Source organism: Micromonospora sp. NPDC051543 (genome assembly GCF_044454415.1).
Taxonomy (GTDB): Bacteria; Actinomycetota; Actinomycetes; order Mycobacteriales; family Micromonosporaceae; genus Micromonospora.
Map to the genome: position 1 here is coordinate 1 of NZ_JBITDT010000008.1, position 18,795 is coordinate 18,795.

Consider the following 18,795-nt stretch of genomic DNA (forward strand, 5'->3'; position numbering starts at 1 on the left):
ACTCAACGACCGCCCCCGCATGACCCTGAGCTGGGCCACCCCCGGCGAAAAAATGGCCCAACTCCTGAATGTTGCAACCACCGGTTGAGCCCGCCGAGCTAACAGTAAGTGTCCAAGATTGCCAGCGATGGCGGTTGAAGCTCTCTGCGGCCGGAGGTCAACTCGCCGCGACACGTCACGGACCGACGGGCGTTCGACCACGTTGCTAGCAGTTACTCAGGACACGCTCCACGTCCGCGCCCGACCGGATCACCAGCGCGGCGGCGCGAAGCTCCTCGGGAAGGTGGCACCGCTGCCCTTCGTGCGCGAGCAGGGTGGGGCAGCCAGGTGGAAGCACCACGGCATCGGCGAGCCCGATAAACGTGACGAGCATGTCGAGAACTGCGCCGGAGGAGAATTGACTGATCATGAGACTTCCGAGCATGTCGTCGGCAAGGTCGGCGTAAAGGTCTCTACGAGCTGGGAGAAGGTCGGGGTGACGATCCGCCATGAGCACTGCTCCGGATCGGTCCAGAAGTCGCTGGCCACGACTCGGGGGTCGGCGGCATCGGTCCGATAGTCGAGGGCCATTGCGACGTCGTCACCGGGGATGCGGTTGACCGCAATCAACACTGCCTGCTCCGCGTCGAGCCAGGGCAGCTCGACGCTGACGGTGACGGTGCTGCCGCGTGCCTCCCGGAACAGGTACGACGACGGAGGGTCGTCGGCGAACATGGCGAGCGATCTACTCTCGCGGCGCATCCACTCGACGCTGGTGAGGAAGTCCAGCGGAGATTTGAACCAGGGCATGAGATCGCGGAGAACGTCGTCACCTGGATGCCGCCAGCGGCGGGTGTTGAGGAGTTCGGTCATCAAGGCGGGCAGCACCAGACCATTGACGTGCAAGGGGTTCCCCACGCGCACCGCCTCTCGTTAGCCCTGCACGAGGGCGTGGAGGGTGTCGTAGAACGTGGTCTTCGGCCACGGTGGAGTCTCCGGGGCAGCTCTCCAGGTGAGGTGGACGAGCGCCCAGCGTTCGGGAAGCTGGACGAGGATGTCGTCCGACGCCTGCGACCGGGCAACGACCGTGGTGGGCTGGCCATGCAATGGATGGCCAGGTGCCACCTCGACGAGAAGTTCGGCATGCAGTGCCTGGCGTTGCTGTCGTTCGCGGGGATCGTCCCCGCGCAGGTCCCACCACGGATCGGCCAAGGTGGGTGTTAGCCGCCCGCTGTCATCCACGGCCCCGATCCTAGGGCCACAGGTGATCCAGCGGTGTCGGGCTTTCCGCGCGACGAGATGCCTCGACACCGGCGATCTGGAGACGATCAGGCGCCGGAGCCAGCTAGACCGCTCTGGTTCCGCAGGGCGGCTACCTCAGCCAAGGCCATAGGCCGCCAGGGCGGCGTCGAGCATGCGTTCCTGCACCTTCGCCGGGTACGCGGCGGGATCCGCGGCCGCGAGAGCCGCGACTCCCTCGGTCATCGCGATCAACCCCAGGGCGACCGTGCCGACCTGGTCGGCCGGCCAGTCCGGGGCGGCCGCGGCGACCAGCCGCTCGGCCCGTTGCCGCCAGGCCCGGTTGTTGCGGCGGTGCATGCCGATCAGTTCGTCGTCCGCCACCGCCGCAGCCAGGAAGCCCAACCAGACGATGCTCCAGTTGGTCGTCTCCGGATCGGTCGCCATGCCCTCGCGGAGGACCGCGCGCAGCGCCGCCCGTGGCGAGGTGGCCGCGGCTTCGAGTGCCTCGACCCGCTCCCGGGTGATGTCGTGCAGCAGTTGCCGGGCGTGCAGCAGCAGCGCTCGACGGTTCGGAAAGCGATGCATGACCAGGCCGGTCGTGCAGCCGGCCGCCGCGGCGACCGCGCGCACCGTCAGCTTTTCGAGGCCCTGCTGCGCAAGCACGTCCCAGACCGCGCGCGACAGAGCCTCGCCCTGGGCCGCTCGGTCGGCTGGCAGCGACACGATTCTCACCCTCCATTGTCGTCGTAACGGATGTTACCGTAACGCTTGTTACCGAGCACTGGTGAGGAGCGGCATGACCTGGACCATCACGCAGCGGCCCTGGACCGACCCGGCGGGAGAGGCGCTCCGGCTGGCGCAGAGGGCCGAACTCGACCTGCGCTACGGTACCGACGACCACGAGCCCGGCCCGCCGCCGACCGCCGAGGACATCGACCTGTTCCTGGTCGCGGTCGACGACGCCACCGGCCAACCGCTCGGCTGCGCCGCGCTGCGCCGCCTCGACCCGGTCACCGTCGAGATCAAGCGGATGTACGTGGTACCGGCACGCCGCGGCTCGGGGCTGGCGACCGACCTGCTCCGGGGGCTGGAGAACGCCGCACAGGAGCGCGGTTGGACGACTGTCCGGCTGGAGACCGGCGTGGCCCAGCCGGACGCGATGCGCTTCTACGAGCGCGAGGGCTACCGCGAGATCCCGCTGTACGGCGCGTACGTGGGCTCCGACAACTCGGTCTGCTACGAACGCGTCCTATCTGACCGAGCACCCGCTGACGGCCGCGTCGTGGGAAGCGTTCAGATGCACGATCCCGGGTCGTCGGCCGAGCCGATGATGGCGTAGAGGGCCCGTCGCAGCTGTACGACCTCGGCCGCCGGGATGGGCCGGACCGCATCGGCCTCCCGAGCTTCGGCGCCGGCGGCGATAGCCTCCCGCACCGCGTCGCCCTTCGGGGTGATGGCGACGATGCGGGCCCGCCGGTCTCGCGGGTTGACGCGCCGTGAGACGAGTTCCAGGCGTTCGAGCCGGTCGATCTCCGCAGTGAGAGTCGTCTTGTCCATGCCGAGGGCCTGCCCGAGTTCGACCTGGGTGAGATCGGCGGTCTTGTGCAGGGCGCTGAGGACGATGTGGTCGCGCAGCGTCAGGCCGTGGCGTTCTGCTTCCGCGCCGACGAGTGCGTGCATCCGCTGGGCCGCCCGGTGCAGCAGCCACGTGAGTTCGGAGTCGGGCCCCGGCCCCAGCGTGGGGCGCTGCGGTGCCTCGTCGTCGATCGTCGGACCGGGGCGGCTCGAGGCGGGTGAGGCCGGCATGGTCACAGTGTGACGCTCGGGAACCGGGACGGCAGGAGCGGGATGCTGTCGTAGGCGGCGACATCGTGGGCCGGAACGACCTGCAACAGGCGGCTGAGGGCGATGCTGCGCCGCAGGCCGACCCGGACGGTCTCGGCGTCGACGTCGGCGACGCGGCGCATCAGCCACGGGCGCTCCGCACCACGGGAGATGCCGTCCATCTGCCAGGTGAGGTCGCCGATGAACGCATACCGCTTCCCGGCGGGCAGCGTGACGAACACGACGACCGAACCCGAGGTGTGCCCCGCGGCGAGGGCCACGATCACCGAGCCGTCTCCGTAGACGTCGAAGCTCGCCGGGAAGCCGAGATACTCCGGGCCGTCGAAGGCGTACTCCTGGATCTCCAGGCCTTGCGACACCGCGCGGAAGACCCTGCCGTGCGAGTCGTCGGCGCCGTAGCGGATTTCGGCCTCGTTGATCCACACCGGCGCCCGCAGGGAGTCCAGGCCGCTGACGTGATCCCAGTGCACGTGCGTGACGAGCACGCCCAGCAGCCGGGACCGGTCATAGCCGGCCGCATCGAGTTGCTGCGCCGCGGTCCGGCCGAGCTGGAGGGGAGCGCGCTCCATGCGCGCCAGCATCTTGATGTGCTCCGCCACGTGCTCGCCGAACCCGGCGTCGATGAGCAGGTCGCCCTTCGGGTGGGCGATGAGCACGGCGGTGGCCGCGAAATCCCGCTTGTCCCGGATGGACCCTCCGGTCACGGCGAACGCCGCCCGCGTCGTGTAGGTGCCGGTGGGCAGACGGTACAGCGCCATGCCGGCCGGCGGAGTCGCCTCGGGCAGCCGGCCCGTCCAGTACGAGGAAGGTGAGATGACCACACCCAAAACCGTACGACCCAGGAACGTCCGAGTTAAGAACGTCTGAGCTAGGAGGATTGAGTCCGCCGATCTTGCACTTTCTGCTCAGTCATAAGCGCCCAAGAGCGCTCATCTCGGCAACTGAAAGTGCAAGATCGGCGGGAAGTGGGCGCGGCGGACCCCGCAGCCTTACGACACCGCGAAAATCCCCGCGACACCCAGAATCACCATCACCAACACCGCTACCAGCGCCCCCCGTTCGCTCTCCACCGCCGGCTCGCGGTACTCGTTCACGGGGTTCGTCGTTTCGCGGGGCATGGTGTGGCCTCCTTGGCTGTTGTCGCTGCTCGCGTGGCGTCATCCAGGTCACCGGTCGGGCGGCCTGGCATGCGGACCCGCGTCGGGGGTCCTACCGTGAGGACGTTGTCGACCTCCGGGGGGCTGGAGACGTGCCGTTACAGGACTGGTTCCTCACCGCGCAGGAACGCGCCAACCCGGTGTCTGGGTTACCCGTTTGGACCAGGGGAAACCTCGCCGAGCCGTTGGTTCACGGCGCGGCGTACTTCGACCGGCTGGTCGACGAGGTGGAGGCGTTGACCGATGGCGACCACCTCTTCTTCACCGACTGGCGGGGCGACCCGGACCAGCGTCTGCGCCCGGACGGCCCCACCGTGGCGCAGCTCTTCGCCCAGGCCGCCCAGCGCGGCGTGGTGGTCAAGGGCCTGATCTGGCGCTCACACCTGGACGTGCTGGCCTACAGCGAGGCGGAGAACCGCAACCTCAGCGAGACGGTCTCGGCGGCCGGCGGCGAGGTGCTGCTCGATCAGCGGGTCCGCCGGGGCGGCTCGCACCACCAGAAGCTGGTGGTGCTGCGGCACGTCGACGCCCCGGAGCGGGACATCGCCTTCGCCGGTGGCATCGACCTGTGCCACAGCCGCCGTGACGACGCCGCGCACGACGGCGACCCCCAGCCGGTGCAGATGTCCTCCCGCTACGGCCCGAACCCGCCCTGGCACGACGTGCAGCTCGCGGTGCGCGGGCCGGTGGTCGGCGCGCTGGACACCCTGTTCCGGGAGCGCTGGACCGACCCGATGCCGCTGGACTCGGAGAACCCCATGGCGTACGCCCGGGACCGGCTGCGCGGCGCGGACCTGCGACCGGACCCGCTGCCCGACCAGCCCGCCGACCCGCCCGAGTGCGGGCCGCACCAGATCCAGGTGCTGCGCACCTACCCCGCCGTGCGCCCGCGCTACTCGTTCGCCCCGGACGGCGAGCGGACCGTGGCCCGGGGCTACACCAAGGCGGTGCGGCGGGCCCGCCGCCTCATCTATCTGGAGGACCAGTACCTCTGGTCGACCGAGGTGGCGAACCTGTTCGCCCAGGCGCTGCGGGAGAACCCGGAGCTGCACCTGGTCGCCGTGGTGCCCCGGCACCCGGACGTGGACGGCCGGCTCGCCCTGCCACCCAACATGGTCGGCCGCGAGCAGGCGCTGTCGCTGTGCGAGCGCGCCGCGCCCGACCGGGTGCACGTGTTCGACGTGGAGAACCACGCCGGTACGCCGGTGTACGTCCACGCGAAGGTCTGCGTGGTCGACGACGTGTGGGCCAGCGTCGGCAGCGACAACTTCAACCGCCGCTCCTGGACCCACGACAGCGAGCTGTCCTGCGCCGTACTCGACGACACGCGCGACGAGCGGACGCCCACCGACCCGGCGGGCCTCGGCGACGGGGCCCGGGTCTACGCCCGGGACCTGCGGCTGCGGCTCTGGCGCGAGCACCTGGACCGCGATCCGGACGGCGCCGACGACGCCGACCTGCTCGACCCGGCCGACGCCGTCGCGGCCATCACGGCCGCGGCCGACAAACTTCAAGAGTGGTACGACGGCGGCCAGGTCGGCGAGCGTCCGCCCGGCCGGCTGCGCCCGCACCGCCCCGAGCGGCTGCCCTGGTTCACGCGGGCCTGGGCGCTGCCGGTGTACCGACTGGTCTACGACCCCGACGGCAGGCCGCTGCGCGCGAGGCTGGCCGGCACCTGGTGAGCCGGCCGGGCCGGTTCGGGCAGACCGGCCCCGCCCGGGTGCACGCTGAGCCCTCCGGGGTAGGCGAACGACGAGCGCGGTGAGAAGTAGCCGAACCCGATGATCAGCGGGTTGGCGGGGCGCAGCGCGTACATCGGGTGTCGGGGTTGCAGGAACTCCACCGACTCGATCTCGAACGGCGTGACCGGCTCCGCCACGTACGGGTAGACCGAGCTGAGCAGTTGACCGTCGCGCCGCGTGAAGTAGCGGTGGTGCCCGCTGCTGATCACGTGCCCGGTCTGTCCGACCCGACACCGGGCGCGGATCAGCGGCACCCCGTCCGCCTCGGTCTCGGATTGCAGCGCCTCGCCGTTGAGCCTGATCGTGGTCAGGCCGGCCAGCACGGGAGCACCGCGCGCGGTGGCGTACTCGCGGACGACCCGGCTGGAGGCCACGTAGTGGGTCCACCAGCCGCCGGGGCTGAGCCCGCCGGGGGCGTCCACGCCGGCCAGCGAGACGCCGAGGTACGTCAGCGAGTACGCGCCGAAGCCGGAGGTCTGCGTCTCGTCCTCGACGACGTACTGGTTGAGGAACACCTGTCGGTCGGCACGGGGGCGCAGCCCGGTGGGGACCAGGGCGGCGACCGCGTCGGGATCCGCTGGCAACCAGCTGAAGTAGAGGGTGTGACTGTTCACGACGAGCTGGGGAGCGGTTGGATCGAGCATGGTGCCTCCGAACCGGGTGTCTACTCCGCGACGCTACGGCCGGTCCCGCCGACGGGACAACGACGGATAGGCGACACCCCTGCCCGGTTGTCGGATTTCATGTTGACCTCTCGGCGGGGGTGGAGCACCGACCGGTCGGGTCGATCTGGAGGACCGGGTGGCGCAGGATCGCCCGAAAAACGGGTATGAGACTCCACTGTCTGCGCATTTGCCGCCGGTTATGGGCGTTTTGTGGTTCGACACACCTTAAGTACATCAACCTTTCGGCTAGCTTTCCGCGAGCCGATCAGGTTAAGGTGACTCCCGAACGGCCCAACTGAAGCTAAACCAAAGCGACACCTTCTTTTTGTCCGCGGACGAGGTGCAGGGAGGACCACCATGACCGCGTCAACGATCACCGAGCAGGCGAGCAGCAAGACAGCCGAGCAGACCAGCACCACCAAGCTGGACCCGCGCGCGCTCACCGACAGCGCCGCCGATCTCCTCAACGCGATGGCCGCGCTGCCCGCCAACCACCCGTCGCGCGCCGCTCTGCGGGACCGCGCGATCGAGGCCTGGCTGCCGCTGGCCAACCACCTGGCCCACCGCTACAGCGGGCGGGGCGAGCCGACCGACGACCTGGCGCAGACCGCAGCCGTCGGCCTGATCAAGGCCATCGACAAGTTCGACCCGTCGCGCGGCGTCGACTTCGCCGGTTACGCGATCCCCACCATCATCGGCGAGCTCAAGCGCCACTTCCGCGACCGCACCTGGGACATCCGGGTTCCCCGCCGTCTCCAGGAGCTGCGGCTCGCCATCTCCGACGCCAACAGCTCGCTGCTGCAGACCCTCGGCCGTTCGCCGACGGTCGCCGACATCGCCGCCCACCTCAAGCTCACCGAGGAAGAGGTCCTGGAGGGCCTGGAAGGCGCCCGCGCGTACAACGCGGTGTCGCTGTCCACCCCGACCGGCGACGGTGACCGGGCCACCGAGCTGGGCGACATGCTCGGCGGCGAGGACAACGAGTTCGAGCTGGCCGAGCTGCGGGTCGCCCTCGGCCCGGCGCTCGCCACGCTCGACGAGCGGGAGCAGAAGATCCTGACCCTGCGGTTCTACGGCAACCTGACCCAGTCGCAGATCGCCGACCAGATCGGCGTCTCGCAGATGCACGTCTCCCGGCTGCTCGCTCGGGCGCTGACCAAGCTGCGGGGCCAGCTCGACGGCACCTACTAGGGATGTCACGGTCGAGGGCCGGGTCAACGTGGCCCCGGTCCTCGGCCGTGTGAACGTCGGCCGGGTCGCTTCCCTTCGGGGCGGCGGCCCGGCCGTTCGCGTACGGTCCACCCGCCCAAGCGGCCCGGGGGCCAGCCGGCGAGGCGGCCCGGGGCCGGGCGGGCAGGTCGAGCCCGCCGGAGCCCGGTGCGAGACTGGGCCGTGCTCTCCGACGTGACCCTGGACCTGCCGGTCCGTCCCACCCTGCCGGCGGTGCTCACCGCGCTCGACGCGGCCGGCGCGGCGGTTCTGGTCGCGCCGCCGGGCACCGGCAAGACCACCCTCGCGCCGCTGGCGGTGGCCGACCGGGTCGACGGCCGGGTGGTGATCGCCCAGCCCCGCCGGGTGGCGGCGCGCGCCGCGGCCCGGCGGATGGCCGACCTGCTGGGCGAGCGCGTCGGCGACCGGGTCGGTTACGCCGTACGCGGCGAGCGGCGGGTCTCCCCGGCCACCCGGATCGAGGTGGTCACCACCGGCCTGCTGGTCCGCCGGCTGCACCACGATCCGGAGCTGCCCGGTACGGGCGCGGTGCTGCTCGACGAGTGCCACGAGCGGCAGCTCGACGCCGACCTGGCCCTTGCCTTCACGGTGGAGGCCCGGGCCACGCTCCGGCCCGACCTGTGGCTCCTCGCCATGTCCGCCACGCCGGACACCGACCGGTTCGCCGCGCTGCTCGGCGGGGCCACCCCGGCCCCGGTGGTCCGGGCCGAGTCGGCGCTGCACCCGGTGCGGCGGATCTGGACGCCGCCGCCCCGGCCCGTCGCGCCGCCCGGGGCCGGCCCGGTCGACCGCGCACTGCTCGACCACGTGGCCGCCACCGTCCGCCGGGCGCTGCGCGAGCAGGACGGCGACGTGCTGGTCTTCCTGCCCGGGGCCGGTGAGATCGCGGCGGTCGCCGGGCGGCTCGCCGACCTGCGGGACACCGTCGCGCTGCTGCCGTTGCACGGCCGTCAGCGTGGGTCCGAGCAGGACGCGGCGCTGCGCCCCCGTACCGACGACCGGCGTCGCGTGGTGCTGTCCACCGCGCTCGCCGAGACCAGCCTCACCGTGCCGGGCGTACGGACGGTCGTGGACGCCGGGCTGTCCCGGGTGCCCCGCATCGACCTGGCCCGCGGACTGGGCGCGTTGGTCACCGTGCCGGTCTCCCGGGCCGCCGCCACCCAGCGGGCCGGCCGGGCCGGCCGCGAGGCGCCCGGATGCGTCTACCGCTGCTGGTCCGAGGCCACCCACGAGCGACTGCCCGCCCGGCCGGAGCCGGAGATCGCCACCGCCGACCTGACCGGGTTCGCGTTGGAGCTGGCCGCCTGGGGCAGCCCGGACGGCGTCGGACTCGCGTTGCCCGACGCGCCACCGGCCGCCGCGATGACCGTCGCCCGGGACACCCTCGAAACGCTGGGCGCGGTCGACGCGACGGGTCGGATCACCGGCCGGGGACGGGCGATCGCCTCCGCCGGGGCGCACCCCCGGCTGGCCCGGGCGCTGCTCGACGCCGCCGACCGGGTCGGTTCCGACCGCGCGGCCGAGGTGGTCGCCCTGCTCGCCGAGGAGAGCGCGGCCGGCCCGGGCGACGACCTGGTGGCCGGCTGGCGTCGGTTGCGCGCCGGCGTCGACGCGGGGGCCACCGCCCGCTGGCGTGCCGAGGTACGCCGCCTGCGCGCCGCGCTGCCGGACCGCGCGTCCGCCACCTCCGACCGGCTGACCGACGACCTCACCGCCGGGCTGGTCGTCGGTCTGGCGTACCCCGAGCGGTTGGCCCGGGTGCGGCGGCCGGGCGGATCGTCGTACCTCATGACGGGCGGGACCGCCGCGGAGCTGGCGGCCGGCTCGAGCCTGGCCGGCGCCGACTGGCTCGCGGTGGCGGTCGCGGACCGCCGCCCCGGCGCGCCCTCGGCGCGGATCCGCCGCGCCACCGGCCTGGACGAGGCGACCGCACGGGAGGCGGCGGGCCCGCTGCTGTCCACGCGCCGGGAGGTCGGCTGGTCCGACGGAGACGTGGTGGCCCGGGAGGTGACCCGACTGGGCGCGATCGAACTGGTGGCGCGGCGGCTGGACCGCCCGGACCGGGCGGAGATCACGGCGGCGCTCCTCACCGGCCTGCGTCAGGAGGGGTTGGGACTGCTGCCGTGGACGCCGGCGGCACGGGGGCTACGCGAGCGGATGGCGTTCTGCCGGCTGCACCTCGACGACGGGTGGCCGGACGTCGACGACGAGGCACTGCTCGACGCCGCCCCGACGTGGCTGGGGCCGGAGCTGGCCGCTGGCCGGCGGCGTGCCGACCTGAACCGGGTCGACGTGGCCTCGGCCCTGCGTCGACTGCTGCCGTGGGTGCAGGCCGCGCGCCTGGACGAGTTCGCGCCCGAGCGCATCGAGGTGCCCAGCGGCTCACGCATCCGCGTCGACTACGCCGACCCGGCCGCGCCGGTGCTCGCGGTCAAGCTCCAGGAGACGTTCGGCTGGCCGGCGGCCCCGCGCATCGCCGGTGGCCGGGTGCCGGTGCTGCTGCACCTGCTCTCCCCCGCCGGCCAGCCGGTGGCGGTCACCGCGGACCTCGCGTCGTTCTGGCGTACCGGCTATCCGCAGGTCCGCGCCGAGCTGCGCGGTCGCTATCCGCGCCATCCGTGGCCCGAGGACCCGGACACGGCGACGCCTACCCGCCGGGCCGCGCCGCGACGGCGCTGAGCAGGGGTTACTCCTCGACGACGTCGGCCACCACGACGGTGACGTTGTCCGGAGCGCCCGCGTGCAGCGCCAGGTCGATCAGCTTGCCGGCGCAGGCGGACCGGTCGGGGTAGGCGGCGAGCACCTCGGCCAGGGTGTCCGGGCGGACGACGTTGGAGAGGCCGTCGCTGCACAGCAGCCACCGGTCGCCGGACCGGGGCACCATCGTCGCGTACGACGGGGAGACGTCCTCGCCCTGCAACGCCTGGGTGACGACGGCCCGGCGCGGATGGCTGCTGGCCTGGTCCGGGGTGATCACACCCTGGTCGACGAGCATCTGCACGAAGGTGTCGTCGCGGGTGATCTGCTTGAGCACACCCTCGCGGAACAGGTAGGCCCGCGAGTCACCGACGTGGGCGAGGGCCAGGCAGCTACCGGTACGGGCGAAGAGCAGGGCGGTCAACGTGGTGCCCATGCCCTGGCGCTCGGGGTCGTCGGCGACCGCCTGCCGGATGCGGGCGGTGGCCAGCGCGATGCCGTCCTGCAGGGCGGCCACCAGGGCGTCCTCGGGTGTCTCCAGGTCCAGCGGGGCGACCGCGTCGATGGTGAGCGAGCTGGCGAGGTCACCGGCGGCCATTCCGCCCATGCCGTCGGCGACGGCGACGAGCCAGGTGCCGGCGTGCAGGGCGTCCTGGTTTCCGCTGCGGATCAGCCCACGGTCGCTCGTTCCCACGGAACGCAGCTTCAGGGTCATGGGAGGCAGCCTGCCAGGCGAAGGGCGCAGTTGTCTCTAGGAGATCAGGACGACGGCGCGTGGCGCGGCCAATCTCACGTCTCGCGTTCGACCTTGGCGCGCGTCTCCGCCCTCGTCGGACCGCAGAACCCATCCAGTCGGATCAATTGACAGGACGTATCGCCACTGGAAACATCGAGCTTCGACCTGGGAGCGCTCCCAGGTCGCCACCGCCACCTGCCTCACCTCCCGTCCCGGAAGGACTACCCCGTGACGCCATCCAAACGTCGCCTCCTCCTGGCTGCGGCGACCACTCTGGCCCTCACCGGCGCGGGCGCCGGAGCGGCCTACGCCGCCCCTCCACCGGACGCCCCCGAGCAGATCGACAACGGGGACTTCAGCGCGGGTGTGAGCCCGTGGTTCTCCTACGGCACCGACTCACTCGGGGTCACCGACGGCCAGCTCTGCGCCGCCGTCCCCGGTGGACTCGCCAACCCGTGGGACGCCGGCATCGGCCAGGACGGAGTGCCACTGATCGCCGGCGCCGAGTACACGCTCGGCTTCGACATCACCGCCACGCCCGGCACCGCCGTCAAGGCCGTGCTCCAGCTCGGCAGCGCCCCGTACACCACGTACGCGGCCGTGGACGCCGCCGCCACCGGCACCGTCCAGCGTGTCGAGTCGACCTTCACCGTCCCGGACGACAACCAGAACGCCCAGCTCATCTTCCAGGTCGGTGGCAGCGCGCAGGCGCAGACCATCTGCCTCGACGACGTGTCGCTGCGCGGCGGCGAACCCCCCGCGCCGTACGAGCCGGACACCGGGCCCCGCGTCCGCGTCAACCAGGTCGGCTACCTGCCCGGCGGGCCGAAGAACGCCACGGTGGTCACCGAGGCGACCACGCCGCTGCCCTGGCAGCTCCACTCGGCCGCCGGGGCCGTCCTGGCCAGCGGCACCACCACCACGCGTGGCGTGGACGCCGCCTCCGGGCAGAACGTGCAGACCGTCGACTTCTCCAGCTACCGCACCCCGGGCGCGGGGCTGACGCTCACCGTCGACGGCGAGACCAGCCACCCGTTCGACATCTCCGGCACCCTCTACAACCAACTGCGCTCCGACTCGATGCAGTTCTTCTACGCCCAGCGCAGCGGCATCGCCATCGACGGTGACCTGATCGGCGACGAGTACGCCCGCCCGGCCGGTCACCTCGGCGTCGCCCCCAACCAGGGCGATACCAGCGTGCCCTGCCAGCCGGGCGTCTGCGACTACTCCCTCGACGTGCGCGGCGGCTGGTACGACGCCGGCGACCACGGCAAGTACGTCGTCAACGGCGGCATCGCCACCTACCAGCTCCTGAACACCTTCGAGCGGACCAAGACGGCGGCCACCGCCAACGGCGGCGCCGGACTGGCCGACAGCACCCTGCGGGTGCCCGAGCGCGGCAACGGCGTCCCGGACATCCTCGACGAGGCCCGCTGGGAGCTGGAGTTCCTGCTGCGCATGCAGGTGCCGGCCGGCAAGCCGCTCGCCGGCATGGTCCACCACAAGATCCACGACAAGAACTGGACCGGCCTGCCGCTCGCCCCGCAGGACGACCCGCAGCCGCGCGAGCTGCACCCACCGTCGACCGCGGCCACCCTCAACATGGCCGCGACCGCCGCCCAGTGCGCGCGACTCTTCGCCCCGTACGACGCGGCGTTCGCGTCCCGCTGCGGCACCGCCGCGAAGACGGCCTACGCCGCCGCGAAGGCACACCCCGCGGTGTACGCCAGCCCGACCGACGGCACGGGCGGCGGCGCGTACGACGACTCGAACGTCACCGACGAATTCTACTGGGCGGCGGTCGAGCTGTACCTCACCACCGGGGCGCAGACCTACCTGACCGACCTGACCGCGTCGCCGCACCACACCGGCAACGTGTTCGAGCCGCGCGGCTTCGGTTGGCAGAGCGTCGCCGCGCTGGGTCGCCTCGACCTGGCCACCGTGCCGAACGGGCTGCCCGCCGCCGACCTGACCCGGGTTCGCGCCTCGGTCACCGCCGCCGCCGACGCATACCTCGCCGAGCTGCGCCGGCAGGCGTACGGGCTGCCGATGCCCGGGGACGCCGACAGCTACTTCTGGGGTGCGAACAGCAGCATCATCAACAACGCGGTCGTCCTGGCCACCGCCTTCGACCTGACCCGCGACGCCCGTTACCGCGACGGCGCCGTGCAGGCGATGGACTACATCCTGGGCCGCAACGCCCTGAACATCTCGTACGTCACCGGCTGGGGCGAGCACGCCGCGCAGAACCAGCACAGCCGGATCTTCGGCCACCAGCTCGACGCCAACCTGCCCCGTCCGCCCGCCGGCTCCCTCGCCGGTGGCGCGAACGCGGCGTTGCAGGACCCCTTCGTGGCGCAGTTGCTCGCCGGCTGCAAGCCGATGTTCTGCTACGTCGACGACATCAACTCGTACTCCACGAACGAGGTGGCGATCAACTGGAACTCGGCGCTGGCCTGGATCTCCTCGTTCCTGGCCGACCAGGGCGAGGCGGGCGCCGTACCGGCCGTGACCTGCTCGGTGAACTACGCCAACTACGGCACCTGGCAGGGCGGCACCGGGTTCACCGCCCAGTTGACCATCCGCAACACCGGGTCCACTGCGGTCAACGGCTGGAGCGTGCGGTTCGCGTTCACCGGTGACCAGCGCGTCCGGGAGGCCTGGCTGGCGAAGGTCACCCAGGCGGGCGCGACGGTCACCGCGAAGAACGAGTCGCACAACGCCAAGATCGTGCCCGGCGGCACGGTGACGTTCGGGTTCAACGCGACGACCAGCGGCGGCGCCAACCCCAACCCGGGGCTGGTCACCGTCAACGGGAAGGCCTGCTCGCTGTCCTGAGCACGACCCCTGGTGGCCGCCCTCCCCCCGGGGGCGGCCACCAGGACCACCCGACCGCCATCACGAATCCAGCACCAGGCGGAACGCACGCTCGCCGATGCCACGCATCAGGGGGTTGTCCTCCGAGTGCGTCAGGAACACCACGGACAGGGCCAGCGCCCAACCGCGCGCCCTCTCCCAGGTCGCGTCGTCCGCGCGGCCGTACGCCCGCCGGAGAGCAGCACGCTGCTCGGCCGTGAACAGCATCCAGGCCACGGACAGATCGGTCGCGGGATCGCCCGAGGTGACGTCACCGAAGTCGATCACGGCGCTGATCCGGCCCCGGTCGACGAGGATGTTGGCGGGATGCAGGTCCCCGTGCAGCCACAGCGGCGGACCACCCCACGCGGGTGCGGCCACGGCCACCTCCCAGATCCGCAGCGCGTCGGCGCGATCGGCCGGATCGACGTGCGCGAGCCCGTTCAGGACCCCCGGGGCGCGGCCGACCAGAGGAATCCCGCGCATCGGGTTGACGGGAGCCTCCGGCGGAGCCGGGGTGTGCAGCGCGTCCAGGAAACTGCCGAGCGTCACCGCCGCCGACCAGGGGTCGTCTGGCTGCGACAGTGCCACGATCCGGCCCGGAAAGAACGGCACGACACTCCATGACCAGGGGTACCGGGTCGTCGGCTGCCCGACCCGCACCGGCGCTGGCACCGGCAACGGCAGACGGCCGGCCAGCTCCGGTAGCCAGCGCTGCTCGTGCGCGGTGAGCTCGGCGGCCATGGCGCGGCGCGGCAACCGGACCAGCAACTCCGTACCAAGACGACACACGAGGTTGTCCCAGCCGTTGGCGAGGATCTCGATCGGCAGGTCCGCCAGATCGGGGTGCTGCTGGTCGAGCAGACCGCGCACCAGTTCGACAGAGACGGGAACCTCCGCGGCGGGCATCCGCTTGACGGTCACAGCGAAACCCTACGACCGCGCCCTCGTCGTGCTCGGCTATGCGGCCCGGCTGTCGTTCTCGGCTAGTCGGCTCGGCTGTTGTGTGCGGAGATCAGGGCCGGCAGCTCGTGCAGCGAGTCGATGCGGAACAGGCACCGGTCGGCCACGGCCGGCATGTCGAGGATGTGCCCCCACGGCGAGCGCCGGATCAGGCACGTCTCCATACCGGCCTCCTGGGCCGGACGGGCGTCGTTGTCGGGCCGGTCGCCGACGTACAGGATCGACGCCGGGTCACCGCCGCCTTCGGCCACCACCCGATCGAAGAAGGCCGGTGCCGGCTTGGCCACGCCCCAGGAGTACGACGTTCCGATCACGTCCACGTCCAGGTCGATAGAGCGAAGGGTCGCCTCGGCGTGGGCCGGCTGGTTACCGGCCAGGCCCACCAGCAGACCCTGATCGCGCAGCGCGGCGAGGCACCCACGCGCGTCCGGGTAGAGATCCTCCGCGCCGAACGTCTCCGGCTGCCCGGCGGCGGCTCGACGGGCAAGCTCGACCTCCAGGTCGAAGTCGGGCCGGAAGGTCCGGAACGTCTCCCGATAGTCCAGGCCCCGCGCGACGACCGCACCGAAGACCGCAGACAACGTGTGCCGTGGGACGCCGAGCCAGTCCGCCCAGGCCGCGAACTCGCGGGACTCGTCGAGGATCACCCCGCCCACATCGAAGAAGACCGCCTTGATCACCCTGTCCCCGTCCTGTCCGGCCGTCGGTGAGCATAGGTGGCAGGTTCGGCGCCCGTCGCCCCGTTCTACGCCGCGCGGGTAAACCCGGTTGGCCGGGTTCGCCTCGTCGGCCATCGTGAGAGCTGTGGACCACGGTGAACTGACCGACGCCGAGCGTCGGGTGTGGGGGGAGCTGCCAGAGGGAGCGCGGGCCGCGCTGGCCGGCCTCTCCGGCGCGAACCTGCGTACTCTGCTGTTGAGCGTGGCCCGCGACCGGGCGGCAACAGTGCGTCCCGCCGACGTCGTACGCCGCTGGCGTGAGGATCGCTTCGTCCGTCCGGCCACCGTGGACCCTCGCGTGCTCGCGCGAGTGGAGGCCCGAATGTGGCACCTGCTGCCCGCCGACGTGTCCGGAGTGGAGCTGTCGCCGGTCGTACCGGTGGGCACCTGCACGGCGGTCGCGACCGGCAGCCAGAACAGGATCGTCACCACGATGCGCGCCAGCGAGGTGCTGAGCGACCCCACCAACGCGCTCGCGATCGAGGCGGCCGTGCGTCGCCGCCAACAGGGCGAGGTGCATCTGGCGGCCGTCCATCGCGTGCTGCGGGCGCAGGACTTCGGCGGCGGCGCGTCGGCGCACTTCCGTCTCTTCGCCCTGGTGTCCAGCGCGCGGGACGTCGGTTCGAGGCTCACGCAGGCCCGACTGCTGATCCGCCACCTCACCTACTGGCAGACCGTCCTCGCCGATCTGTTGCCGGCGGCGGCGCCCCGGCTGCACGTCACGACCCTCGACGACCACGTCATCCGCGAACGTCTGGCCGACACCGTTCGACCGGTCCTGGCCCGGGGGCCGGTGCCGCTGGTGGACGAGCCGGAGCGGACGCGTGGTCGCGGCTACTACACCGGCTGCGCCCTGCGGATCACCGTCCGGAACGGCGATCTGGAGATCGGCGACGGCGGGCTCACCGATTGGACCGCCCGCCTCAGCGGCGACGCCAAGGAACGGTGCCTCATATCCTGCCTCGCCACCGAACGCCTGGCCGACTGCCTCGACGACTGATCCGGCCAACGATGCAGTGGGGCGTCGCCCGCTCAGCGGGCGGCCTTTCGACCGGCACCACAAGATCGTTCGCCGTCACGCGTTCAGCCCCCGAAATTTGTCGTACACCTGTTCTAGTCTCGATCCATGTTGGAGGGGTTGGCGCAGGCGGAGACGGCGGTGGCTGACTGCCTCGACGCCACCGTGTGGGCCCTTCCCGAGCGCGATCTCGTCGCTGCCCTCGACGCCGCGCACCGGCTCGCGCAACGCCTGGCAGCCCTGCAACTGGCGCTGATGCGCGAGGTGGACGGCCGAGGCACGGCCCGGGCGCAGGGCGCGTCGTCGACGGCGGTGTGGTTGCGTGACCGGCTTCGGCTCGACAGTTCCGCCGCTCGCCGGTTGGTCGATCTCGCGAGCGCCCTCGATGGCGGAGCGCCGGCGGTGCGCGCCGCGTTGGCAAACGGGGACATCAGTGTCGAGCAGGCGCGGGTCATCGGTGAGACGGTCCAGACGGTGCACACCGCCGCTGGCGCGGAGGCGGCCGACAAGGCGGTCGGCGTCCTGGTCGAGTGGGCCGGGCAGTTCGAGCCGACCCTGCTGCGCAAGCTGGGCACCCGGGTCCTCGACCATGTCGCCCCCGAGCTTGCCGAAGCCGCCGCCAGGGCGGCGCTGGAGGCCGAGGCGCGCCGCGCCGACCGCGACCGTCATGTCACCGCTCGCCGACCTGTGCCGGCTCGGGCTCCGCACCGGCGAGCTGCCCGACCACGGCGGTGAGCCCGCCCAGATCGTCGTGACGACCAGCTTCGACGTGCTGGCCCGGCAACTCGATGCCGGCACCCTCGACACGGGGCCACGGCTCACCCCGACGACGGTGCGGCGACTCGCCTGCGACGCCGCGATCCTGCCCGCCGTGCTCGGCAGCGCCGGCCAGACACTCGACGTCGGCCGGCAACGCCGACTCGTCACCGGCCCCCTGCGCCGCGCACTCGTTCTACGCGACCGAGGCTGCGCCTTCCCCGGCTGCGACCGCCCACCCCGCTGGTGCGACGCCCACCACATCCGACACTGGACCAACGGCGGCCACACCAGCCTGGCCAACGCGGTACTCCTCTGCGGCCACCACCACCGCCACATCCACCACGGCGAGTGGACAATCCGACTCGGCGGCGACGACCATCCCGAATTCATCCCACCCGCCTGGCTCGACCCCGATCAGGTCCCCCGCCGCAACCAGTACCACCGGCGCACGTAGACCCGCTACGAGACCGGGTACGACCACGACTGAAGCCCCTGAAATGCCAGGCCAAGCGACGCCAGCGCGCACAGGCAACTCGACCGCGGCCTGGTCGGCGGGGTGTTGTCAGCCGCTTGTTCGCCGTCACCGGCCTAGTCGGGCGTTCACCCGGCGGCGGCCCACCCCGGGCCGGCAACCGCCTGGCAGGATGCCGGGCATGAGCGATCAGTCGACCGTCAGCGTCCGCCCCGGCGGCCCCGACGACGCCCCGGCCGTGCTGCGGCTGCTCGACGTGGCCACCGCCTGGCTGGTCGCGCGCGGGCGGACCGGTCAGTGGGGAACCCGGCCGCCGTCCACCGATCCCGGCCAGATCGCCCGCGCCGAGGAGTGGGCCACCAGCGGCGACCTGTACCTGGCGATGCGGGGCGGCCAGCCGGTCGGCGCACTCGTGGTGGGTGCCGCCACCGAGCACGTCCCCCCGGCCACCGAGCCGGAGTTGTACGTGCGGCTGCTGGTCACCGACCGGGCGTACGCCGGGCTGGGGATCGGCGCCCGGCTGTTGGATCATGCCGCCGAGGTGGCCCGGGCGCGGGGGTTGGGGCTCTTGCGAGTGGACTGTTACGGCGGTGACGACCGGGCGCTCGTCCGGTTCTACGAGAGCTGCGGCTTCACCCCGACCGAGCCGTTCACCGTGGTCCGGTCGGGGCGTGAGCCGTGGCCGGGGCAGTTGCTCGTGCGCCGGCTCGACTGA

Annotated in this window: 20 protein-coding genes; 9 read left to right on the forward strand and 11 right to left on the reverse strand. The window is 72.1% G+C overall.

The features are described 5' to 3' along the window. Positions 1-205: 205 nt before the first annotated feature. From ACIA3K_RS15990 to ACIA3K_RS16005, 4 genes are all read right to left on the reverse strand, one after another. On the reverse strand, positions 206-409 hold the full coding sequence (locus tag ACIA3K_RS15990; RefSeq protein WP_396801764.1) for a hypothetical protein: 204 nt from the start codon (positions 407-409) through the stop codon (positions 206-208). Continuing rightward, positions 406-903: a hypothetical protein gene (locus ACIA3K_RS15995; protein WP_396801765.1), complete on the reverse strand. Its 498-nt coding sequence runs from the start codon at positions 901-903 to the stop codon at positions 406-408. Before ACIA3K_RS15995 ends, ACIA3K_RS15990 begins: the two co-directional genes overlap by 4 nt. Positions 904-912: 9 nt before the next feature. Then, positions 913-1,221, reverse strand: coding sequence for a hypothetical protein (locus ACIA3K_RS16000; protein WP_396801767.1), 309 nt, complete (start codon positions 1,219-1,221; stop codon positions 913-915). A 135-nt stretch (positions 1,222-1,356) separates the two neighbouring features. After that, positions 1,357-1,944: a TetR/AcrR family transcriptional regulator gene (locus ACIA3K_RS16005; RefSeq protein WP_396801769.1), complete on the reverse strand. Its 588-nt coding sequence runs from the start codon at positions 1,942-1,944 to the stop codon at positions 1,357-1,359. Between the two features lie 73 nt (positions 1,945-2,017). On the opposite strand from ACIA3K_RS16005, the gene ACIA3K_RS16010 reads away from it, so the two are divergent. After that, on the forward strand, positions 2,018-2,560 hold the full coding sequence (locus ACIA3K_RS16010) for a GNAT family N-acetyltransferase (RefSeq protein ID WP_396801770.1): 543 nt from the start codon (positions 2,018-2,020) through the stop codon (positions 2,558-2,560). Here the strand turns inward: ACIA3K_RS16010 and ACIA3K_RS16015 are convergent. The 3 genes from ACIA3K_RS16015 to ACIA3K_RS16025 form a co-directional block, all read right to left on the reverse strand. Then, positions 2,515-3,027, reverse strand: a complete 513-nt coding sequence (locus ACIA3K_RS16015; RefSeq protein WP_396801771.1) for a MarR family winged helix-turn-helix transcriptional regulator — start codon at positions 3,025-3,027, stop codon at positions 2,515-2,517. The two genes, ACIA3K_RS16010 and ACIA3K_RS16015, sit on opposite strands and share 46 nt — an antisense overlap. Positions 3,028-3,029: 2 nt before the next feature. Continuing rightward, positions 3,030-3,887 (reverse strand): MBL fold metallo-hydrolase, encoded by an 858-nt coding sequence (locus ACIA3K_RS16020; protein WP_396801772.1) that lies wholly within the window; start codon positions 3,885-3,887, stop codon positions 3,030-3,032. 168 nt (positions 3,888-4,055) lie between these two features. Beyond that, positions 4,056-4,184: a hypothetical protein gene (locus tag ACIA3K_RS16025; protein ID WP_355050233.1), complete on the reverse strand. Its 129-nt coding sequence runs from the start codon at positions 4,182-4,184 to the stop codon at positions 4,056-4,058. 131 nt (positions 4,185-4,315) lie between these two features. Between ACIA3K_RS16025 and ACIA3K_RS16030 the strand changes: the two genes are divergently transcribed. After that, entirely contained in the window at positions 4,316-5,905 is a 1,590-nt protein-coding gene (locus ACIA3K_RS16030; RefSeq protein WP_396801773.1) for a phospholipase D family protein, read from the forward strand. Here the strand turns inward: ACIA3K_RS16030 and ACIA3K_RS16035 are convergent. Then, positions 5,854-6,609 carry a hypothetical protein gene (locus ACIA3K_RS16035; RefSeq protein ID WP_396801775.1) on the reverse strand — a complete coding sequence of 252 codons (756 nt, stop codon included), beginning with the start codon at positions 6,607-6,609 and terminating at the stop codon, positions 5,854-5,856. The genes ACIA3K_RS16030 and ACIA3K_RS16035 overlap by 52 nt on opposite strands. Before the next feature lie 378 nt (positions 6,610-6,987). Here ACIA3K_RS16035 and ACIA3K_RS16040 point away from each other — a divergent pair, with 378 nt between their 5' ends. Both ACIA3K_RS16040 and hrpB read left to right on the forward strand, forming a co-directional pair. Beyond that, complete coding sequence (locus ACIA3K_RS16040) at positions 6,988-7,821, forward strand: SigB/SigF/SigG family RNA polymerase sigma factor (RefSeq protein WP_396801777.1); 834 nt, start codon at positions 6,988-6,990, stop codon at positions 7,819-7,821. Positions 7,822-8,022: 201 nt separating this feature from the next. Further along, positions 8,023-10,539, forward strand: coding sequence for an ATP-dependent helicase HrpB (gene hrpB, locus ACIA3K_RS16045; RefSeq protein ID WP_396802138.1), 2,517 nt, complete (start codon positions 8,023-8,025; stop codon positions 10,537-10,539). Between the two features lie 7 nt (positions 10,540-10,546). On the opposite strand, the gene ACIA3K_RS16050 is transcribed toward hrpB, so the two are convergent. Next, positions 10,547-11,272 carry a PP2C family protein-serine/threonine phosphatase gene (locus ACIA3K_RS16050; RefSeq protein ID WP_396801778.1) on the reverse strand — a complete coding sequence of 242 codons (726 nt, stop codon included), beginning with the start codon at positions 11,270-11,272 and terminating at the stop codon, positions 10,547-10,549. Between the two features lie 249 nt (positions 11,273-11,521). Between ACIA3K_RS16050 and ACIA3K_RS16055 the strand changes: the two genes are divergently transcribed. Next, the gene (locus ACIA3K_RS16055; RefSeq protein WP_396801780.1) at positions 11,522-14,131 is read left to right on the forward strand and encodes a glycoside hydrolase family 9 protein; all 2,610 of its coding nucleotides are present in this window, start codon (positions 11,522-11,524) and stop codon (positions 14,129-14,131) included. Positions 14,132-14,191: 60 nt separating this feature from the next. On the opposite strand, the gene ACIA3K_RS16060 is transcribed toward ACIA3K_RS16055, so the two are convergent. Further along, on the reverse strand, positions 14,192-15,073 hold the full coding sequence (locus ACIA3K_RS16060) for an aminoglycoside phosphotransferase family protein (RefSeq protein ID WP_396801781.1): 882 nt from the start codon (positions 15,071-15,073) through the stop codon (positions 14,192-14,194). Positions 15,074-15,135: 62 nt separating this feature from the next. Beyond that, positions 15,136-15,792 carry an HAD family hydrolase gene (locus tag ACIA3K_RS16065; RefSeq protein WP_396801782.1) on the reverse strand — a complete coding sequence of 219 codons (657 nt, stop codon included), beginning with the start codon at positions 15,790-15,792 and terminating at the stop codon, positions 15,136-15,138. Between the two features lie 124 nt (positions 15,793-15,916). On the opposite strand from ACIA3K_RS16065, the gene ACIA3K_RS16070 reads away from it, so the two are divergent. The 4 genes from ACIA3K_RS16070 (at position 15,917) to ACIA3K_RS16085 (ending at position 18,795) form a co-directional block, all read left to right on the forward strand. Beyond that, on the forward strand, positions 15,917-16,831 hold the full coding sequence (locus tag ACIA3K_RS16070) for a hypothetical protein (protein ID WP_396801784.1): 915 nt from the start codon (positions 15,917-15,919) through the stop codon (positions 16,829-16,831). Positions 16,832-16,957: 126 nt separating this feature from the next. Then, the gene (locus ACIA3K_RS16075) at positions 16,958-17,584 is read left to right on the forward strand and encodes a DUF222 domain-containing protein (RefSeq protein ID WP_396801786.1); all 627 of its coding nucleotides are present in this window, start codon (positions 16,958-16,960) and stop codon (positions 17,582-17,584) included. Beyond that, positions 17,517-18,062, forward strand: a complete 546-nt coding sequence (locus tag ACIA3K_RS16080) for a DUF222 domain-containing protein (protein WP_396801787.1) — start codon at positions 17,517-17,519, stop codon at positions 18,060-18,062. Before ACIA3K_RS16075 ends, ACIA3K_RS16080 begins: the two co-directional genes overlap by 68 nt. Positions 18,063-18,261: 199 nt before the next feature. Further along, positions 18,262-18,795 (forward strand): GNAT family N-acetyltransferase, encoded by a 534-nt coding sequence (locus ACIA3K_RS16085; RefSeq protein ID WP_396801788.1) that lies wholly within the window; start codon positions 18,262-18,264, stop codon positions 18,793-18,795.